The sequence below is a fragment of the Umezawaea tangerina genome (genome assembly GCF_003002815.1).
Lineage (GTDB): Bacteria > Actinomycetota > Actinomycetes > Mycobacteriales > Pseudonocardiaceae > Umezawaea > Umezawaea tangerina.
In genome coordinates this window covers 472,265-486,966 of record NZ_PVTF01000008.1, presented here as the reverse complement: position 1 = coordinate 486,966, position 14,702 = coordinate 472,265, and the positions used below count along the sequence as shown (strand labels likewise).

Annotated in this window: 18 protein-coding genes and 1 pseudogene; 8 read left to right on the top strand and 11 right to left on the bottom strand. The window is 68.1% G+C overall.

Translation table 11 applies throughout. The features are described from left to right. Positions 1–153: 153 nt before the first annotated feature. Positions 154–345 carry a ferredoxin gene (locus tag CLV43_RS27615; protein ID WP_106190407.1) on the bottom strand — a complete coding sequence of 64 codons (192 nt, stop codon included), beginning with the start codon at positions 343–345 and terminating at the stop codon, positions 154–156. Continuing rightward, the gene (locus tag CLV43_RS27610) at positions 342–1,556 is read right to left on the bottom strand and encodes a cytochrome P450 (protein WP_106190405.1); all 1,215 of its coding nucleotides are present in this window, start codon (positions 1,554–1,556) and stop codon (positions 342–344) included. Before CLV43_RS27610 ends, CLV43_RS27615 begins: the two co-directional genes overlap by 4 nt. 74 nt (positions 1,557–1,630) lie before the next feature. Here CLV43_RS27610 and CLV43_RS27605 point away from each other — a divergent pair, with 74 nt between their 5' ends. Next, positions 1,631–2,269 (top strand): TetR/AcrR family transcriptional regulator, encoded by a 639-nt coding sequence (locus tag CLV43_RS27605; protein ID WP_245887041.1) that lies wholly within the window; start codon positions 1,631–1,633, stop codon positions 2,267–2,269. Between the two features lie 287 nt (positions 2,270–2,556). Here CLV43_RS27605 and CLV43_RS27600 read toward each other — a convergent pair whose 3' ends face one another. Further along, the gene (locus tag CLV43_RS27600; protein ID WP_106190401.1) at positions 2,557–2,751 is read right to left on the bottom strand and encodes a ferredoxin; all 195 of its coding nucleotides are present in this window, start codon (positions 2,749–2,751) and stop codon (positions 2,557–2,559) included. 37 nt (positions 2,752–2,788) lie between these two features. Beyond that, the gene (locus tag CLV43_RS27595; protein ID WP_106190640.1) at positions 2,789–3,994 is read right to left on the bottom strand and encodes a cytochrome P450; all 1,206 of its coding nucleotides are present in this window, start codon (positions 3,992–3,994) and stop codon (positions 2,789–2,791) included. A 60-nt stretch (positions 3,995–4,054) separates the two neighbouring features. On the opposite strand from CLV43_RS27595, the gene CLV43_RS27590 reads away from it, so the two are divergent. The 6 genes from CLV43_RS27590 to CLV43_RS27565 all read left to right on the top strand — a co-directional run bounded on the left by CLV43_RS27590 (position 4,055) and on the right by CLV43_RS27565 (position 8,817). Further along, a complete protein-coding gene (locus CLV43_RS27590; protein ID WP_106190399.1) occupies positions 4,055–4,711 on the top strand; it encodes a TetR/AcrR family transcriptional regulator in 657 nt (218 codons plus the stop codon). A gap of 389 nt (positions 4,712–5,100) precedes the next feature. Beyond that, on the top strand, positions 5,101–5,532 hold the full coding sequence (locus CLV43_RS27585) for an ester cyclase (protein WP_106190397.1): 432 nt from the start codon (positions 5,101–5,103) through the stop codon (positions 5,530–5,532). 50 nt (positions 5,533–5,582) lie between these two features. Then, positions 5,583–6,344 (top strand): SDR family NAD(P)-dependent oxidoreductase, encoded by a 762-nt coding sequence (locus tag CLV43_RS27580; RefSeq protein WP_106190395.1) that lies wholly within the window; start codon positions 5,583–5,585, stop codon positions 6,342–6,344. Between the two features lie 25 nt (positions 6,345–6,369). Then, on the top strand, positions 6,370–7,089 hold the full coding sequence (locus tag CLV43_RS27575) for a TetR/AcrR family transcriptional regulator (RefSeq protein ID WP_245887040.1): 720 nt from the start codon (positions 6,370–6,372) through the stop codon (positions 7,087–7,089). Positions 7,090–7,298: 209 nt separating this feature from the next. Further along, the gene (locus CLV43_RS27570; protein WP_245887039.1) at positions 7,299–8,570 is read left to right on the top strand and encodes an MBL fold metallo-hydrolase; all 1,272 of its coding nucleotides are present in this window, start codon (positions 7,299–7,301) and stop codon (positions 8,568–8,570) included. Further along, positions 8,506–8,817 (top strand): cupin domain-containing protein, encoded by a 312-nt coding sequence (locus CLV43_RS27565; RefSeq protein ID WP_245887055.1) that lies wholly within the window; start codon positions 8,506–8,508, stop codon positions 8,815–8,817. The genes CLV43_RS27570 and CLV43_RS27565 overlap by 65 nt, the downstream gene beginning before the upstream one ends. 126 nt (positions 8,818–8,943) lie before the next feature. On the opposite strand, the gene CLV43_RS27560 is transcribed toward CLV43_RS27565, so the two are convergent. Continuing rightward, on the bottom strand, positions 8,944–9,090 hold the full coding sequence (locus CLV43_RS27560) for a tautomerase family protein (protein ID WP_106190389.1): 147 nt from the start codon (positions 9,088–9,090) through the stop codon (positions 8,944–8,946). A 319-nt stretch (positions 9,091–9,409) separates the two neighbouring features. On the opposite strand from CLV43_RS27560, the gene CLV43_RS47940 reads away from it, so the two are divergent. Continuing rightward, positions 9,410–9,895, top strand: a complete 486-nt coding sequence (locus tag CLV43_RS47940) for a hypothetical protein (RefSeq protein WP_170156010.1) — start codon at positions 9,410–9,412, stop codon at positions 9,893–9,895. Between the two features lie 15 nt (positions 9,896–9,910). Here CLV43_RS47940 and CLV43_RS49475 read toward each other — a convergent pair. From CLV43_RS49475 to CLV43_RS27525, 6 genes and pseudogenes are all read right to left on the bottom strand, one after another. Then, positions 9,911–10,030, bottom strand: a pseudogene (locus tag CLV43_RS49475) (IS630 family transposase); the annotation flags it as partial. Positions 10,031–10,085: 55 nt separating this feature from the next. Continuing rightward, positions 10,086–11,474 (bottom strand): alkaline phosphatase, encoded by a 1,389-nt coding sequence (locus CLV43_RS27550; protein WP_106190387.1) that lies wholly within the window; start codon positions 11,472–11,474, stop codon positions 10,086–10,088. A 312-nt stretch (positions 11,475–11,786) separates the two neighbouring features. Continuing rightward, positions 11,787–12,482: an alpha/beta fold hydrolase gene (locus CLV43_RS27545; RefSeq protein WP_106190385.1), complete on the bottom strand. Its 696-nt coding sequence runs from the start codon at positions 12,480–12,482 to the stop codon at positions 11,787–11,789. Continuing rightward, on the bottom strand, positions 12,482–12,919 hold the full coding sequence (locus CLV43_RS27540) for a hypothetical protein (protein ID WP_106190384.1): 438 nt from the start codon (positions 12,917–12,919) through the stop codon (positions 12,482–12,484). The genes CLV43_RS27545 and CLV43_RS27540 overlap by 1 nt, the downstream gene beginning before the upstream one ends. Positions 12,920–13,255: 336 nt before the next feature. Further along, a complete protein-coding gene (locus CLV43_RS27530; protein ID WP_106190381.1) occupies positions 13,256–14,104 on the bottom strand; it encodes a helix-turn-helix transcriptional regulator in 849 nt (282 codons plus the stop codon). Next, positions 14,101–14,598, bottom strand: a complete 498-nt coding sequence (locus CLV43_RS27525; protein WP_106190379.1) for an SRPBCC family protein — start codon at positions 14,596–14,598, stop codon at positions 14,101–14,103. The genes CLV43_RS27530 and CLV43_RS27525 overlap by 4 nt, the downstream gene beginning before the upstream one ends. Positions 14,599–14,702: the final 104 nt, after the last annotated feature.

The window sequence follows — 14,702 nt, the reverse complement described above, 5'->3', positions numbered from 1 at the left end:
CCGACCTGCCACTCACCCGAACAACTCGTCCGGGCCCGCGACCCACGCGACAAGATCCCCGTGGCCCAGCAGAAGCTCGGCAGGCCACATGATCACGAAGTGCGGCCGGAGTGGTGCCGGACCGGTGAACCCCCACCGGTCCGGCACCAAGGATCACTCCGAGACGGCGATCGCCGCAGACGGGCAGACCGCCGCCGCGTGCCGGACGTCGGTCAGGCGCTCGGGCGGTGGACTCGCGTTCAGCAGGTCCACCAGGCCGTCGTCGCGCTGGTCGAACACGTCGTCAGCGGCCAGGACGCACTGGCCGGACCCGACGCACTTGCCCTGGTCCACCTCGATGTTCATGCCGACTTCCAGGTGACGGGCAGCTCCGACACGCCGCCGGTGAGCGTCGCGCGGACCTTCAGCTGGTCGAGTTCCTTGGCGAGCCTCATCTCCGGCAGGCGCTTGGCCAGCGCGGCGAACACGACGCGCAGTTCCGTGCGGGCCAGTGAGGCGCCGATGCAGAAGTGGGCGCCGTGGCCGAACCCGAGGTGTGTCCTCTCCGGACGGTCGGGGTCGAACTTCTCGGCTTCGGTGTAGACGGTTTTGTCGCGGTTGGCCGCGTTGATGGAGAGCACCAGCGCGTCACCGGCGTGGATGGTCACACCCGCGATGTCGACGTCCTCACGCGCGTACCGCAGCAGACCCAGGTCGCCGGGGGCACCCAGGCGCATGACCTCTTCGACCACCGCGTCGACGCGGCCGTCGGGGTCGGCGACGAAGGCGTCCCAGCGCGAGCGGTCGGTGAGCAGGAACAGCACTCCGAGGCCGATGCGGTTGACCGTCGTCTCGTGGCCCGCGAACAGCAGTCCGACGCAGAGCCGGACCATCTGCACGTAGTCGAACGACGGGTCTTCGGCCTGTGCGCGCACGAGGTCGGAGATCACGTCCTCGCCGAGCGCGCCGCGCTTGCTCTCGACGAGCCCGACCATGTAGCCGAAGAACTCCTCGCGCGCCTTGTGCGCGTCCTCACCGATCTCGGTGCCCGCCATGCGCTCGGACAGCGACGCGAACTTCTCGTTGTCCTCCTGCGGCACACCGAGCAGCCGGCAGATCATGGCCACGGGCAACGGGAACGCGAGACCGCGGTGCAGGTCGACGACGCCGGTCTTCTCGTGCTCGGCGATCAGCCGGTCGATGCAGCCGTCGACGAGCTCCTCCATGTTGTCGCCCAGCATCCGCATCCGCTTGGCGGAGAACGCAGGCGTCAGCAGCCTGCGCATGCGCGTGTGGTCGGCCTCCTCCGTCGTGTACTCGCCGGTCGGGCCGTCCTGCACGGCGGAGGTGGAGATGCGGGAGGCCTTGTCCGGTTCCGGGTGCGACCGGCCGAAGCGCTTGTCGCCCAACAGGAGGCGGACCTCCTCGAACCGGGTCACGAGCCAGGCGGGGTCCCCCGCCGGTGTCGTCACGGGCGCGATCGGCGCTTCACGTCGCAGCACCTCGTAGAGCGGAGCGAGTTCGAGGACGTTCGGCCTGGCCAGCGGCAGCTTCAGGCGCTCTGCGTCAATGCTCATGCACCGACCGTAGCGGTTGTTGGCAGATGGTGCCAACAACTGTTCTCGAACGTGTGTCGTGCTTAAATCGGCCGATGACGGACGTCGCGACAGAAAAGCCTCGCCGTGGCCGCCCGCCGGTGAGTGACGAACAACGTCGACTCCAGCGCCTCGACATCTCCCGTCACGCCGTCCGCCTGTTCTCCGAACAGGGCGTCGCCGCCACCTCGGGCGAGCAGATAGCGCAGGCCGCGGGCGTCTCCGAACGCACCTTCTGGCGCCACTTCCCGCAGAAGGAGAGCTGCGTCGAACCACTGCTCACCAAGGTGGTCGACGCGTTCTGCGCGGTCGTGCGCGCCTGGCCACGCGAGGTCGAACTGATCGACCACCTGCGTGAGGCCTACAGCCCGCTGGAGGACACGGCATCCGACGAGGACATCGACGCTGTTCTGTCGGTCGTGCGGCTGACCCAGAGTGAGCGGGCGTTGCGTGCCGCCTACCTGATGCTGCGGGAGCGGGCGGAGGACGCGCTGGCCGAGGTCCTCGGCGAACGCATGGGACGACCGGCCTCGGACATCAACGTTCGCGTGCGGGCAGCGTCGATGAGCGCTGCGCTCAAGGTGTCCACCGACGAGGTGGCCAGGGCCGCCGCCGGCGGGGTCACCACCGAGACGTTGGAAGGGCACCGGGAGCAGATCGCCACGGCGTTGCGGGACCTGTCGCAGATGCTGTAGTCGGAGTCGCGGGCTCACCAACCGCCTCGACGTGGCCCGCGGACGTTGCGCCTGCCGAAGACCTCATCCGCGCAAGTACCGGAGGGCCCACACGCGGATGCGGTCGTGATCATGCCGCTGCCGATGAGCACGGCATGCCGCTTAGGTCGGCCTGCCTCAGTCGCCCCTTCGAGCCGGACATCCCTCCCCAGACCGGCGTCCGAGATCGGTGTGCCCGGCTCAAAGGAGCAACCACGTGATCACCGACAGGTGATCGCACAACGCGGCGCACAGTTGCCCGGAAAGTCTCACTCCTCCAGGGAGAGGGCCTGGCTGGGGCACACGTGCGCCGCTTCGCGGGCCTTCTCGACCAGCTCACCTTCCGGTGTCCTGTTCAGCACGACGACCGTGCCGTCGTCCTCGCTCTGGTCGAACAGCGCGGGCTCGGTGAGCACGCACTGTCCGGCACCGACGCACTTGCCGGTGTCCGCGATGATCTTCATGACCCTCTCCTCCTGAGGCGGGATGGCAGTTCGTCCTCTACCAGGTCACCGGGAGCCGGTAGAGGCCGTAGATGTTCGCGTCGTCCTTGAACGGCAGCTCGTCGACGTCCACGGCGAGCTTCAGGCCGGGGACGCGGCGGAACAGCGTGTCGAACACGATCTGCAGCTCCATCCGAGCCAGGTTCTGGCCAAGGCACTGGTGCGGCCCGAACCCGAACGCGACGTGGTGGCGCGCGCCGCGCTCGATGTCGAGCTCGTCCGGGTTCTCGAACGCCCGCGGGTCCCGGTTGGCCGAGTAACCCAGCGCCAGCACTCCTTCGCCCGCCCGGATCAACTGCCCGCCGACCTCGACGTCCTCGACGCACAGCCGAGCCGTCGCCACGTCGATGATCGTGAAGTACCGCAGCATCTCCTCGACCGCGTCGAGCGTCTTGGCCGGGTCGGCCTTGATCATCGCGAGCTGCTCCGGGTTGCGCAGGAACGCCATGGTCGACAGCGAGATCATGTTCGCCGTCGTCTCGTGACCCGCCACGAGCAGCAGAAAGCCCATGCCGACCAGTGCCGTCCGCCGGTAGGTGCCGTTCGCGCGCAGCTTGACGATCTGCCGCCCGAGCAGGTCGTCCGGCGGGTTCTCCTCCTTCGCCGCGATGAGGTCGGCCATGTAGCCCTGGATGGCCGCCGTGGCCGCCCACCGCTCCTCGGGCGGCGTCGACTGCTTGATCACCTTCACCGTGTGCTTCTGGAAGAACTCGTGGTCGGCGTACGGCACACCCAGCATCTCGCAGATCACCAGCGACGGAACCGGCAGCGACAGCGTTTCCACCAGGTCACCGGGCCGCGGCCCGGCCAGCAGCGCGTCGATCTGCCCATCGACGATCTCCTGGATCCGCGGCCGCAGCGCCTCCAACCGGCGCACCGTGAACTCGCCGAGCACGGCCTTGCGCGCCGGCCCGTGCTCGGGCGGGTCCATAGCGATCAGAAAGCGCTCCTCGTCCGGCCGCCGGGACGCCGCCTCGCCCTCGACCAGCGCGGGGAAGTCCGGGTGCTGCCGGTCGGCGCTGAACCGCCGGTCGTTCAACACGGTTCGCACGTCTTCGTGGCGACTGATCACCCAGGCCTGCCCGCCGTCGGGCAGACGAACCAGCGAGACCGGCTCTTCTTCGCGGATCTCCTCGTAGGCCGTCGGCGGCGCGAACGGGCACGTACGGGCCATGGGGAACTCGTGCTTCTCGGTGGTGGTCATGACTTCCTTCCACGACGTCACGGACAGGCGGTAGAGGCTGGACAGCAAGGCCATGCGTGAATGGCAGGCGGTCGACCGACGCGACCGGGTTCGGCTGCGGGATGCGGCGGACCAGGGAGCCGCGACGAACTACCCGGACCGGCAACACCGGCGGAGTCAGACTCGCCCCGCCCCCTCACCGGCGGGCAACCCCACGCCCTGCTCGCCACGGCGAAGGAAGTCTTCGACGGCGGCGGCTTCTTCGACCTGCGCTTCGACGACTTCGCCCGTCTGGCCGGGGTGGGCACGGGCACGCTGTACCGCCACTTCCCCACCAGGGAGGCACTGGCCGAGGCGGTCTACCACGGCGAGATCGCCGCGCTGTGCGACCGTGTCCGCCAGTTGCGGGCCGCACTGCCGGCGGCAGAGGCTTTGGCGACCTTCCTACGCGGCATGATCGACCACATAGACACCCACAAGGGCCTGGCCCGGACGCTGTCCACGCTCATGGCCACCCACTCGACCGCCCTCACCGAAGGCAGCCGGGCGCTGGAGCAGGCTGTCATCGACCTGGTGGCCGCCGCCGTGCGCGACGGCACCGTTCGCGACGACGTGGACGCCGGTGCCGTGATGATGGCGCTGCACGGAATCAGCGCGGGCCACGACCGCCCTGGTTGGCGGGCCGAGGCCGACGGCGTCATCACCCTCGTGCTGGACGGGCTGCGCCGCCCGCTGTGACAACGTGCGACCCGAGGTCGCATGCCTCGGCGAGGACTCCCGACCGATACGGACGCCCTTCAGGAGTCCGTCAACGGAAACCCCGACACGGCAAGAAGTAGCCCCATCGGGCTCCAGGTGCCGCGGACGTCAGGTCCACCATCGACGGACCGTGGCCAGTGATTCGTCCAGCCCGGCGGCCAGGTCTGGTCCGCCGAGGTCGCAGAGTGTCGTCGGCTCGCGGCTCAGGAGTGTCCGCGAACCCCAGCCACGGCAACCGTGATGGATCCGCCTTCCCCGTGTGCAGGTCGATCCGCCGGCCACTGTGTGACTGGAAGCACAGTGGACTTTCCACTGATAACACCGGATGATTATCAGTGGAAACAAGGTGTGCAACCCAAGGAGCCCCCATGTCGGACATCACCGCCAGCAGTCAGGCCGCCGAGGCCGCAGTTCATCGCCTGTACCAAGCGATGAACACCGGAAACACCGAGATCATCGACGACGTCGTGACGAATGTGCTCGCACCCACTTGGCAGAACGCCCCGCTCGCACCGGGCAGCGAACCCGGCGCCGAAAGCTTCCGGGACACCATCGCCTTCCTGCGCCACGTCTTCCCCGACTTCACCATCACCCACGAGGACATCGTGGTCTGCGGAGACCGGGTCGCGGTCCGCTCCGTCAGCAGCGGCACCCACAGCGCCGACCTCCTCGGCGTCGCACCGACCGGCCGCAAGGTCGCCTACCGCGCCTACGACTTCCACCGCATCGAGAACGGCCGAATCGCCGAGTCCTGGCACCTCGAGGACTTCCACGGCCTGCTCGACCAGCTCAACGCCTGAACCTCGACCAGTTCGACGCCGGCACAACGAATCCCAGGAGGAATCGACCCATGACAGATCGACTCAAGGACAAGGTAGCCCTGATCACCGGCACCGGCTCCGGCATCGGGCGCGCCGCCGCCCTGCTGTTCGCGAGTGAGGGCGCCACGATCGTCGGCTGCGACATCAACGCCGAGCGCGACAAGGAGACGGTCGCGCTGGTCGAACGGTCCGGCGGGCGGATGCACTCCACCGCCCCACTGGACCTGGCCGAACCCGACCAGGTCGCGGCCTGGGTCCAGGACGCGATCGCCCGGTTCGGGCACATCGACGTGCTCTACAACAACGCGGGCTTCAGCCCCGCGTCGACCTTCGAGGCCCAGACCCCCGAGAGCTGGCGCTCCGCCATGCGCAACGAGGTCGACGTCGTCTACTACCCCACCCACGCGGTCTGGCCGCACATGAAGGCAGGTGGTGGCGGGTCGATCATCAGCACCTCCTCCATCACCGCCGACCAGACGAACGGCACACATCTGAGCGCGCACGGCATCGGGAAGGGCGCGATCGCCTCGTTCGCCCCGCATCTCGCAGTCGAGGGCGGCCCGCTGGGGATTCGGGTGAACACCATCAGCCCCGGCCTGACCCGCACGAACCAGACCGACCGGTTCATCACCGACAAGGACACCGACCGCACACCACTCGGCCGGGTCGGCACACCCGAGGACGTGGCCCTGGTCGCACTGTTCCTGGCCTGCGACGACTCCCGGTTCGTCACCGGCGCCAACATCGTCGTCGACGGCGGGCAACACGTCCTCATGCCTGCCAACCGGTGACCGCAAAGCCCATACAATGCCCAAGGTGAGCGATCAGAGCCCCGGCAGCACCGTTGAACGCCACCGTGAACGCATCGTCGAAGCGGCGTTCGCGATCTTGACGCGAGAGGGTTACGACGCCGTCTCCACGCGTACGGTGAGCGCCGCCGCCGGCGTCCAGGCGCCGGTCATCTACCGCCTCTTCGGTGACAAGAACGGTCTGCTCGACGCGGTCGCAGCACACGGATTCACCGCACACCTCACGGCGAAGAAGACCCTCGCACCCAGCAGCGACCCCGTGGACGACCTGCGCGCGGGCTGGGACCTGAACGTGTCGTTCGCGCTCGCCAACCCCGCGCTCTACGCACTGATCTGGGGCAACCCCCGCCCCACCGCGCCCATGGCCGCGGCGGAGGAAGGACGGAAGGTCCTGCGCGAGTACGTCCATCGCGTCGCCGAAGCCGGAAGGCTGCGGGTGAGGGAGGATCTCGCCGCTCTCATGGTGCACACCGCCGGCTGCGGCACCGCGCTCGGACTGCTCGCCCAACCCGCCGAACAACGGGACCTCGCACTGTCCACGGCGAACCGAGAAGCATTGATCACGGCCATAACCACCGACCAAGGACACGACACCGGTCCGGTCGAACCGGCGAACGCCGCCGTCACGCTCCACGCCTTGCTGCCTCGGGCCACCGCGCTGACCGAGCACGAACGCGGCCTCCTCGGCGAGTGGCTGGAACGCATTTCCCACCCGGTTGGGCGTTGAGCCGGGGCGCGGTGCCGGGCGCGGGTGCTCGGTGGACGCGCACGGGCGGGTCCAGCAGGGTTTCCTCGACGTTCACGATGTTGCAGGGGCCCATCCGATGTTGCTCCCCGTTGTCGGTCGATCCGACCCTGCCCTCCCCCGCAGAGCGCTTCCCGGAGTAGATCGTCACGGTGACGGCAGCGCGGATGAATGTCCTCAAAGGAGTCGGAATGCCTTCGTGGAGCGTGGGAAACCTGACTGTGCACCGGATCGACGAAACGGAACTGCCACCCGAGACCGGACCGTGGTTGCTTCCCGCGGCGACCCCCGAGGTCGTGGACCGCCACGCCTGGCTCAAGCCCGACTTCGCCACCGAGGACGGCATCCTCCGGCTCGCCAGCCACAGCTTCGTCGTCGTCAGCGATGGCAGGCGCATCGTGATCGACACCGGCATCGGCAACCGCAAGGAGCGCGCCAACCCCGCGTGGCACAACCTGCGCACCGGGTACCACGACCGGCTCGTGGACGTCGGCGTCGAGCCCGGCACCGTGGACCTCGTGCTGCTCACCCACCTGCACACCGACCACGTGGGCTGGAACACCCACGAGGTGAACGGCGAATGGGTCCCCCTGTTCACGAACGCGCGTTACGCGACCTCGAAGCTCGAGCGGGAGTACTGGGCGGCGCAGGACATGGACGAACCACGGCTGCAGATGTTCCGCGACTCAGTTCACCCCGTCGAGAACGCCGGCCTGCTGGACCTCGTCGACGTCGCCGCGGACGGCGTCGAGGTCGCGGACGGGGTGCGGCTGATCCCCACGCCGGGCCACACTCCGGGCCACGTGGCGGTCGAGCTGACGAGCGCCGGCGAGACGGCCCTGATCACCGGCGACTGCGTCCACCACCCGGTGCAGATCGCCGACCCCGAAGTGACCAGCTGCGTCGACGTCGACCCGGCGCAGGCCAGGGCCACCCGGCATACCCTGCTGCAGTCGCTCGCCGGAACCGACACGCTCGTACTGGGCACCCACTTCCCGCCACCGACGGCCGGCCGGATCGTCCACGAACCGGACGGCGTCCACCTGGCCTTCCAGCCCGGATGGCCGTGTCGAAGCACCTCGTCGCGGAAGGCCGGTACCGCACATCAGCCTGCCTGGCGAGGTGCGTGGGCAGTTTTGAGCAGGGGTGAGCACTGCGGAAGGTGGAGATCGGCAGCTCGTGCGGGGCAGGGTAGGCGGAGAGGAGGACGGCGCCGCTGTCCACTGAGTCCGAGGACTGTGCATGAGCATTCCCTACCTCGCCCAGCGGGAAGATCAGCAGCAGCTGGAGTGGATCGGTGGGAGCGTCTTCAGCGTCCTGCTCGATTCCGAGGCGACGGGCGGGCAGCTCACTGTCGGCCGGTTCGACGTCAGCGAGGGCGAAGCTCCACCGTTTCACCTGCACAACAACGAGGACGAGGTCTTCCTTCTGCTGTCCGGTTCGGCCATGGTGTGGGCCGGTGACGAGGAGCACGAGCTGGCCGAGGGCGGCATCGTCTTCCTGCCGCGACGCATCCCGCACAGCTACCGCATCACCTCGAAGAAGGCCGACCTGCTGCTCATCGCCACACCCGGTGGACTGGAGAAGATGTTCCGCCACGCGGGCCGCGACCTGCGTGAGCCGCGTCCGGAAGGCTTCGAGATCACGCCGCGGCTGCTCGCCGAAGCCGCCGAGCTGAGCGGCAACGTCGTCCTCGGACCTCCGCGCTGACGTGTCGGACGCGACTTGCTTGACTTCGAAGCAAGTGCAGCTTGACTCCGCGGTCGCGGCCGCCGCCGGGCCGGGTCACTGGTCGCCGTTGAGCGTGGCGGCGGTGAGCACGGTGCCGCCGATGCCTCAGCCGCCGTCGACGACCTCGTCGACGAGCACGAGCACGTTCTGTCGGGCGGCTTCGCCGTAGAGGTCGGTGGTGCGGTCGATGTTCAGCTTTTTCTGCTCCGGTGTGATCGTGCCGGCAGGGACCTTGAAGTTGGCGAACGGCATGGTTTCCCCTAGGTCTGTCGTGAGTTTTCTTGGTGTTGTTCAGCACTGAGGTGACGCTATGCAGTTGGCGGACGGCCAGCTGGTCGACACGGCATCACCTCGCGCGACGCGCGGCGGCCAGCAGACGTCATGCACCCACGGCCAGCGTATTGCAGTGTGTTCGACAATGCCGTCCAGGTAAATGTTGAGGGTCATCGGTTTCTGCACTGGATTCGACGGCGGTCTCCGACGGTCATGCCCAGTCGGTGAGCAGCGCCGATGTCGACTGCGCGCATGAACAGAACCTCAAGAGGTGTACAATTCCGCCCAAGGGGGATACATGAGTAAAGTTGTTCGACGATTAGCGGACTACCTTGCACCTGCTGCTGGCATCTACGGTGTATGTGTTATTTTTGGGCTGACCGGACTGCCCGACAATACAGGTCTTGCCATAATTATATGCAGTTCACTGTACGTCACGTTTCGATGGTTTCTCCCGGTTCTCGTGGGCCGCGGTAGGCCAGTGGGGCAAATGCCAAGACCTGCCGCGCAACCGGTCGCCGAGGATGGATGTACCGGCTGGATCGGCTGGGTGCGTTTTCAATATCAAAATTTGCATGTCGCAGTGTACGAGGATCGCTTAGTGATCGAAACCATTTTTGCCGAACACACGATCATGTATCATGAGATCGACTCCATCGACAATTCAGAACACTTTCAAATTTCCATCTGGCATCACGACCGGTTGACAAAATCTCCAATTCGCCTATCACTGGTTCGCTACCATGCGGTCCGTGATGCGATAGTTGCACTTGTGGAAGATTGATGGCGATCGTGGCCAACTGGACAGGTCCAGGGCGGCGAACAGGCTGGTGGTGCCGTGGCGCACGTAGTCGTGGGTCATCCGCGCCGGGGTGGTGGGTATCACGGGCAGGATCGGCGCGGTGCGATCGACCGCCTTTCCGCACACGGCGAAGGGCCAGCGGGCGTCCCGCCGGCCCTTCGCACAGCTCGGCTCAGCCGCCCAGGGTGTGGAACAGGTCCGTGTGGTCGTTGGTGCCCAGCACGTCGGTCGCGCGTGGGCCGATGGCCCAGACGGGAACGGCCGCACCGGTGTGCTGCTGGCTCGGCGGGGTGGCCACCGGCGGTGCGCCGGGGCCGCCGTAGCCGGCGGTGTTGTAGGCGAGCGTCAGGGTCTGCCCGTCCTTGGTGACGACGTTGGTCGAGTAGCCGGTCGGCAGTCCGGTCCCGCTCGCGTCCTCGGACACGATCTGGCTCGTGTGGGAGTGATCCGCGGTGACCACGACCAGGGTGTCGGGGTGCGCCTTCTGGTAGTCCAGCGCGACGCCAATGGCCTTGTCGAAGGCCACGGTCTCGCCGATCTGCCCGCACGCGTTGGTGGCGTGGTCCTGCTTGTCGATCGAGGCGCCCTCGACCTGGAGGAAGAACCCGCGACGGTTCTCCAGCAGCTTGATGGCCTTGGTGGTCATGTCGGCCAGGCTCGGCTCGTTCGCGGGACGCTGGTTCTCCACGCACGTCGCGGGCGCGTTGCCCTTGCCGGTGGACGCGGCCGGGCCACTCCACTCCACCGACATCGTGCTCGGGGTGAACAGGCCGAGCACCGGCTTGCGGCTGTCGACCTTGCCCAGGCCCGCGGCGTCGGTGACGTACTGGTAGCCCTGCCGCGTGGCCGAGTCGACCACGGTCCTGCCCTTGTCCGTGCCGCCGGTCACGGTCTGGGTGAACCGGTTGCGGCCGCCGCCGAACAGCACGTCGAAGTGGTTGTCGACCTCCTGCTCGGCGATCGAGCCGAGTCCGCCGACGTCCTTGGTCTCCTTGGCGCACGCCGTCATGTCGGCGGGTCCCTGGCAGCCGCGCAGCGAGATGTGCGCCCCCTGCACGGCCGGGGTGGCGTCGGTGAGCTCGGCGGTGGTGACGTCGCCGACCTTCTGGCCGCGCTTCTTCGCCTTCTCCATCACCGACTCGTAGTTGCGGCCCGGTACGTCGATCGCGCTGCTGGGGCCCTGCGAGATCCGCTCGTCGAGGGTCTTCACGCCCGTGGCCCACATCGTCCCGGTGGACGCCGAGTCGGGGTCGTAGTCGGGGAGGTAGGGCGCCTTCGGCGCGGGCTTGACCGACCAGGTCGTGTCGAACCCGGTCAACGGCAACCGGTCCACGTTGAGCTTGTTCCGCACGCCCTGGTAGTACCGGGCGGCGGTGATCTCCTGGACGCCCATGCCGTCACCGATCAGCACGATGACGTTCGTGGGCTGCCGGTCGTGCAGAGCCTGCTCGACCGCCCGTTCGTCATCACCCCGCCCTGGAGAGCCGTCGGCCGCGACCGTGCTCGTCACGACCACGGCCGCGGCGATGGCCAGTGCGGAAATCGCGCCACTTCTTCTCATGTCCTGCCTTTCGCCGATGTCGAACCGCCCGGATGGTATGCGCGGATGCATGGCGGAAAAGTGGCTGGAACAAGGCCATTGCGTGACAGTGAGCCGCTGACCAGGGATTATGACGACAAATCGTTCATATCGGCGCGAACCGCACAGCTCACCTTATGAGGTTTTGGCGCCGCTGACCGAAACCCGACCAGGCTGCCCATTCCATGTTTTGGGCGTGGACTGCGATGTTCCCGCGAGCACGGCCGCCGGCACGAGTCGACCGCTGGTCACCGGGCAGAATGATGATCGCCGACTGGTCGGTCGCGCGTGGGGTTAGAGGTTGTTCCGAGACGGCGGCAGGTACTCGCGGACGATGGCGGCGATGGCGGCGGGCTGCGCCGTGACCATGCCGTGGGTGCCGTCGACCTTCACGACGGTGAGGTTCGGATTCGCCGCGGCCGCGGTGGTCAGGTCGCGTTCGACGCCGCGGCGGCCCGCGGCCATCAACTCCTCGAAGTCCCGTGCCTGCTGGATGTTCCTCGTCGCCAACAACACCAGGGTCGGGCATTGCGCCTTGGCGAAGGCGTCGATGGTGTCGTCCGCGACGAAAGCGTCGAACACGACCTCCAGGAAGGGGGTCTGCGCTTGCGCCTCGAACACCGTCCGCAGCGCGGCCAGTTCCGATTCGACTCGGGTGGACACCATGCCGGGGTAGTTCGCCGGTGCGGTGAGGCCGCCGCGATGGCCGTCGATGCTGATCACAGCGGGGCACTCCGGGTGTCGTGCCGCCCATCGGCCGGCGATCATGCCGCCGTAGGACATGCCGACCACGGCGGGGTTGTCCAGGTCGAGCGCTTCGATGTCGGCCAGTGCGATGTCCCATGACCACGGCAGTTCCGCACGCAGATCAACGGCGAGCACATGGTGGGTGTCGGTGAGGTGGCCCGCGAACTCACGCCAGTCCTCCGCGCTACCGCCCAGACCGTGCAGCAGGAGCACCTGCGGTCCCGATCCGCCGAAATCGATCATCACAGGCTCCTCATCCGATGTCCGATGGACTCCGTCGTGACGCCGCCGTCGACGTGACGGTCGAGCTTTCCCCTGGTCACGAGGTCGTGCACGCCCTGCCGGGTGATACCGAGCATGGCACCGGCGACGCTGTAGGAGACGTGGTCCACGCCCGGATAGCCGGCCCGCCGCGCGACAACCCGTCCCAACGGCGTACCCCACCAGTCGACCGGCGGCTCGAAGCGATCACCGGGGTAGAGCGCGGCGATCAGTCGGGCGGCACACATCACCGCGGCGGCCTGGTCCTCGCCGAGCAGCTGCGCCCCCCAGTCCTCGGCCGCCGCCAGGACTCGGTCCGCCGGCTGGTCGACGCCCAGCAGGATCTCCAGCGGGTCGAGCAGTCGCTGCCGCACCACGGCGACCAACTGCTCGACCAGTGCGCTGTGCGCATCCGACATCGGGCCACCCCCTTGACGGCCAGTGTCAAGTACTTGACGGCCAGCGTCAAGTAGCGCCGGATCAGTCAACCAGCCACAGGAGGCATGCGGGACAACCGATGAACAGTTGCCCGTCGGGGAACCGGTCGACGCGGGTGCGCGCCCTGTGCAGGGCAAGCCAGGTCTTGCCGATCCCTCCCGTCCCGGCCAACGCTGAGATCATCACCATCCCGGACGCCGACTGCTCCGGTACCGCGGTCAACTGTGCGAGCTCGTCGACGCGGCCGACGAACGCCGATGGGGCGGCGGGCAACTGCCGAGGTACCGGCCGTGCCGGTCCGGAACTCGTCGGCGTCGTCAGCGTGCCTCGCTGAGCCGGGACGCCCGCAGGAGGTCGAGCTGGTCGGCGCCTCTGGTTCCCGTGGCTGCCGTGTAGGTGACGATGCGCAGGTCGACGCCGGGCACGGTCAGCACGTCGCAGTCCAGGGTGATGTCACCCAGCTCGGGATGGCTGATCGTCTTGATGTCACCGGTGAGCTGTCCCATGCCCGCTACCGACCACAGCTCACCGAAGAGGGGCGAGGACGCCCGCGTGCCGTCCACGAGCGCCGCCAGGTCCGGGTCGGCCGGGTAGCGGGAGACCGCTTCGCGCAAGTCCGTGACGATCGCGGTCTCGAAAGCAAGCGGTCCGGCGGTCGACGTGACCGGGCGCAGGTGCCAGCGGCCCTCGCCCGTGCCGAAGAGGGCGCGGACGAGGTTGCGCTCGGCGGGCGGCAGGTCGGATGGATCGCCGTGCAGAGCCGTCCACAGGTCGTTCCACCACAGCAGGCTCCAATCAGCGGCGAACACGCCGATCGGGAGATCGCCGAGGCGGTCGACAAGGCGGCGGATGCTCGGCGGCACGTGGGTGCCGACCGTCTGGTCGCGGGGCGCGAGCTGACCTGCGGCGCGGAAGAGCTGGTCGCGTTCGGCAGGGGAAAGCCGCAGCGCGCGGGCCAAGGCCGACACCACCTGGACGGACGGGTTGGTGGCCCGGCTCTGCTCCAGTCGCAGCACGTACTCGTGGGAAAGACCGGCGAGCTCGGCGAGTTCCTCGCGGCGCAGGCCGGGAGCGCGCCGTCGAGCCGACCTGGCGTAGCCGGCATCGGCCGGGTCGAGGCGGTCGCGCCAGCCGCGCACCAGGGCACCGAAGCTCAGGTCGCTCACCCCTCCATGGTCGCACCCGGCGTGTTCTGCACCACGGTCACCATCCGGGCGAGCGCGGCGCGCATGTATCGGGTCCACAGCGGCTTGAACGGCCCGGCGACGATCCAGTAGCGGCCGGGCAGCGGCTGGAAGTCGTAGGTCCACCGGATCGACGTGCCGGTGCCGTCGGGGAGGAACGACCACTCGCCGCGCACCCCGGAGACCAGCTTGGCCAGCACGTTGGTGAAACCGCTGAGCTCGTAGGCGAACCCGTGTCCGTCCACGATCTCGGTGAGCCGCTCGTCGGCCCTGGAGCCGTCGGTGAACCAGGTCTGGCGCGAGGTCCCCGGCCGGTCCCAGGTGCCGGTCTGGTCGCGCACCTCCGCGACGCCGGGAAACGGTCCCCACGGCTTGAACACCAGGGTGAGGTCGATCGGCACGACGACCCGGTGGGTGTGGGCGGGGCCGGACGTCGCACGCGCGAAGACGGTGATCGGAACGCTCTTCTTCGTCATGCCAAGAGCATCGCGGGCCGTGACCGCCCAAGGCAGACACCTGCCAGTACATACCTTCGAGGGTCTCGCGGACGGGGTGGTGGACCCTGCGCTCGATTTATTGT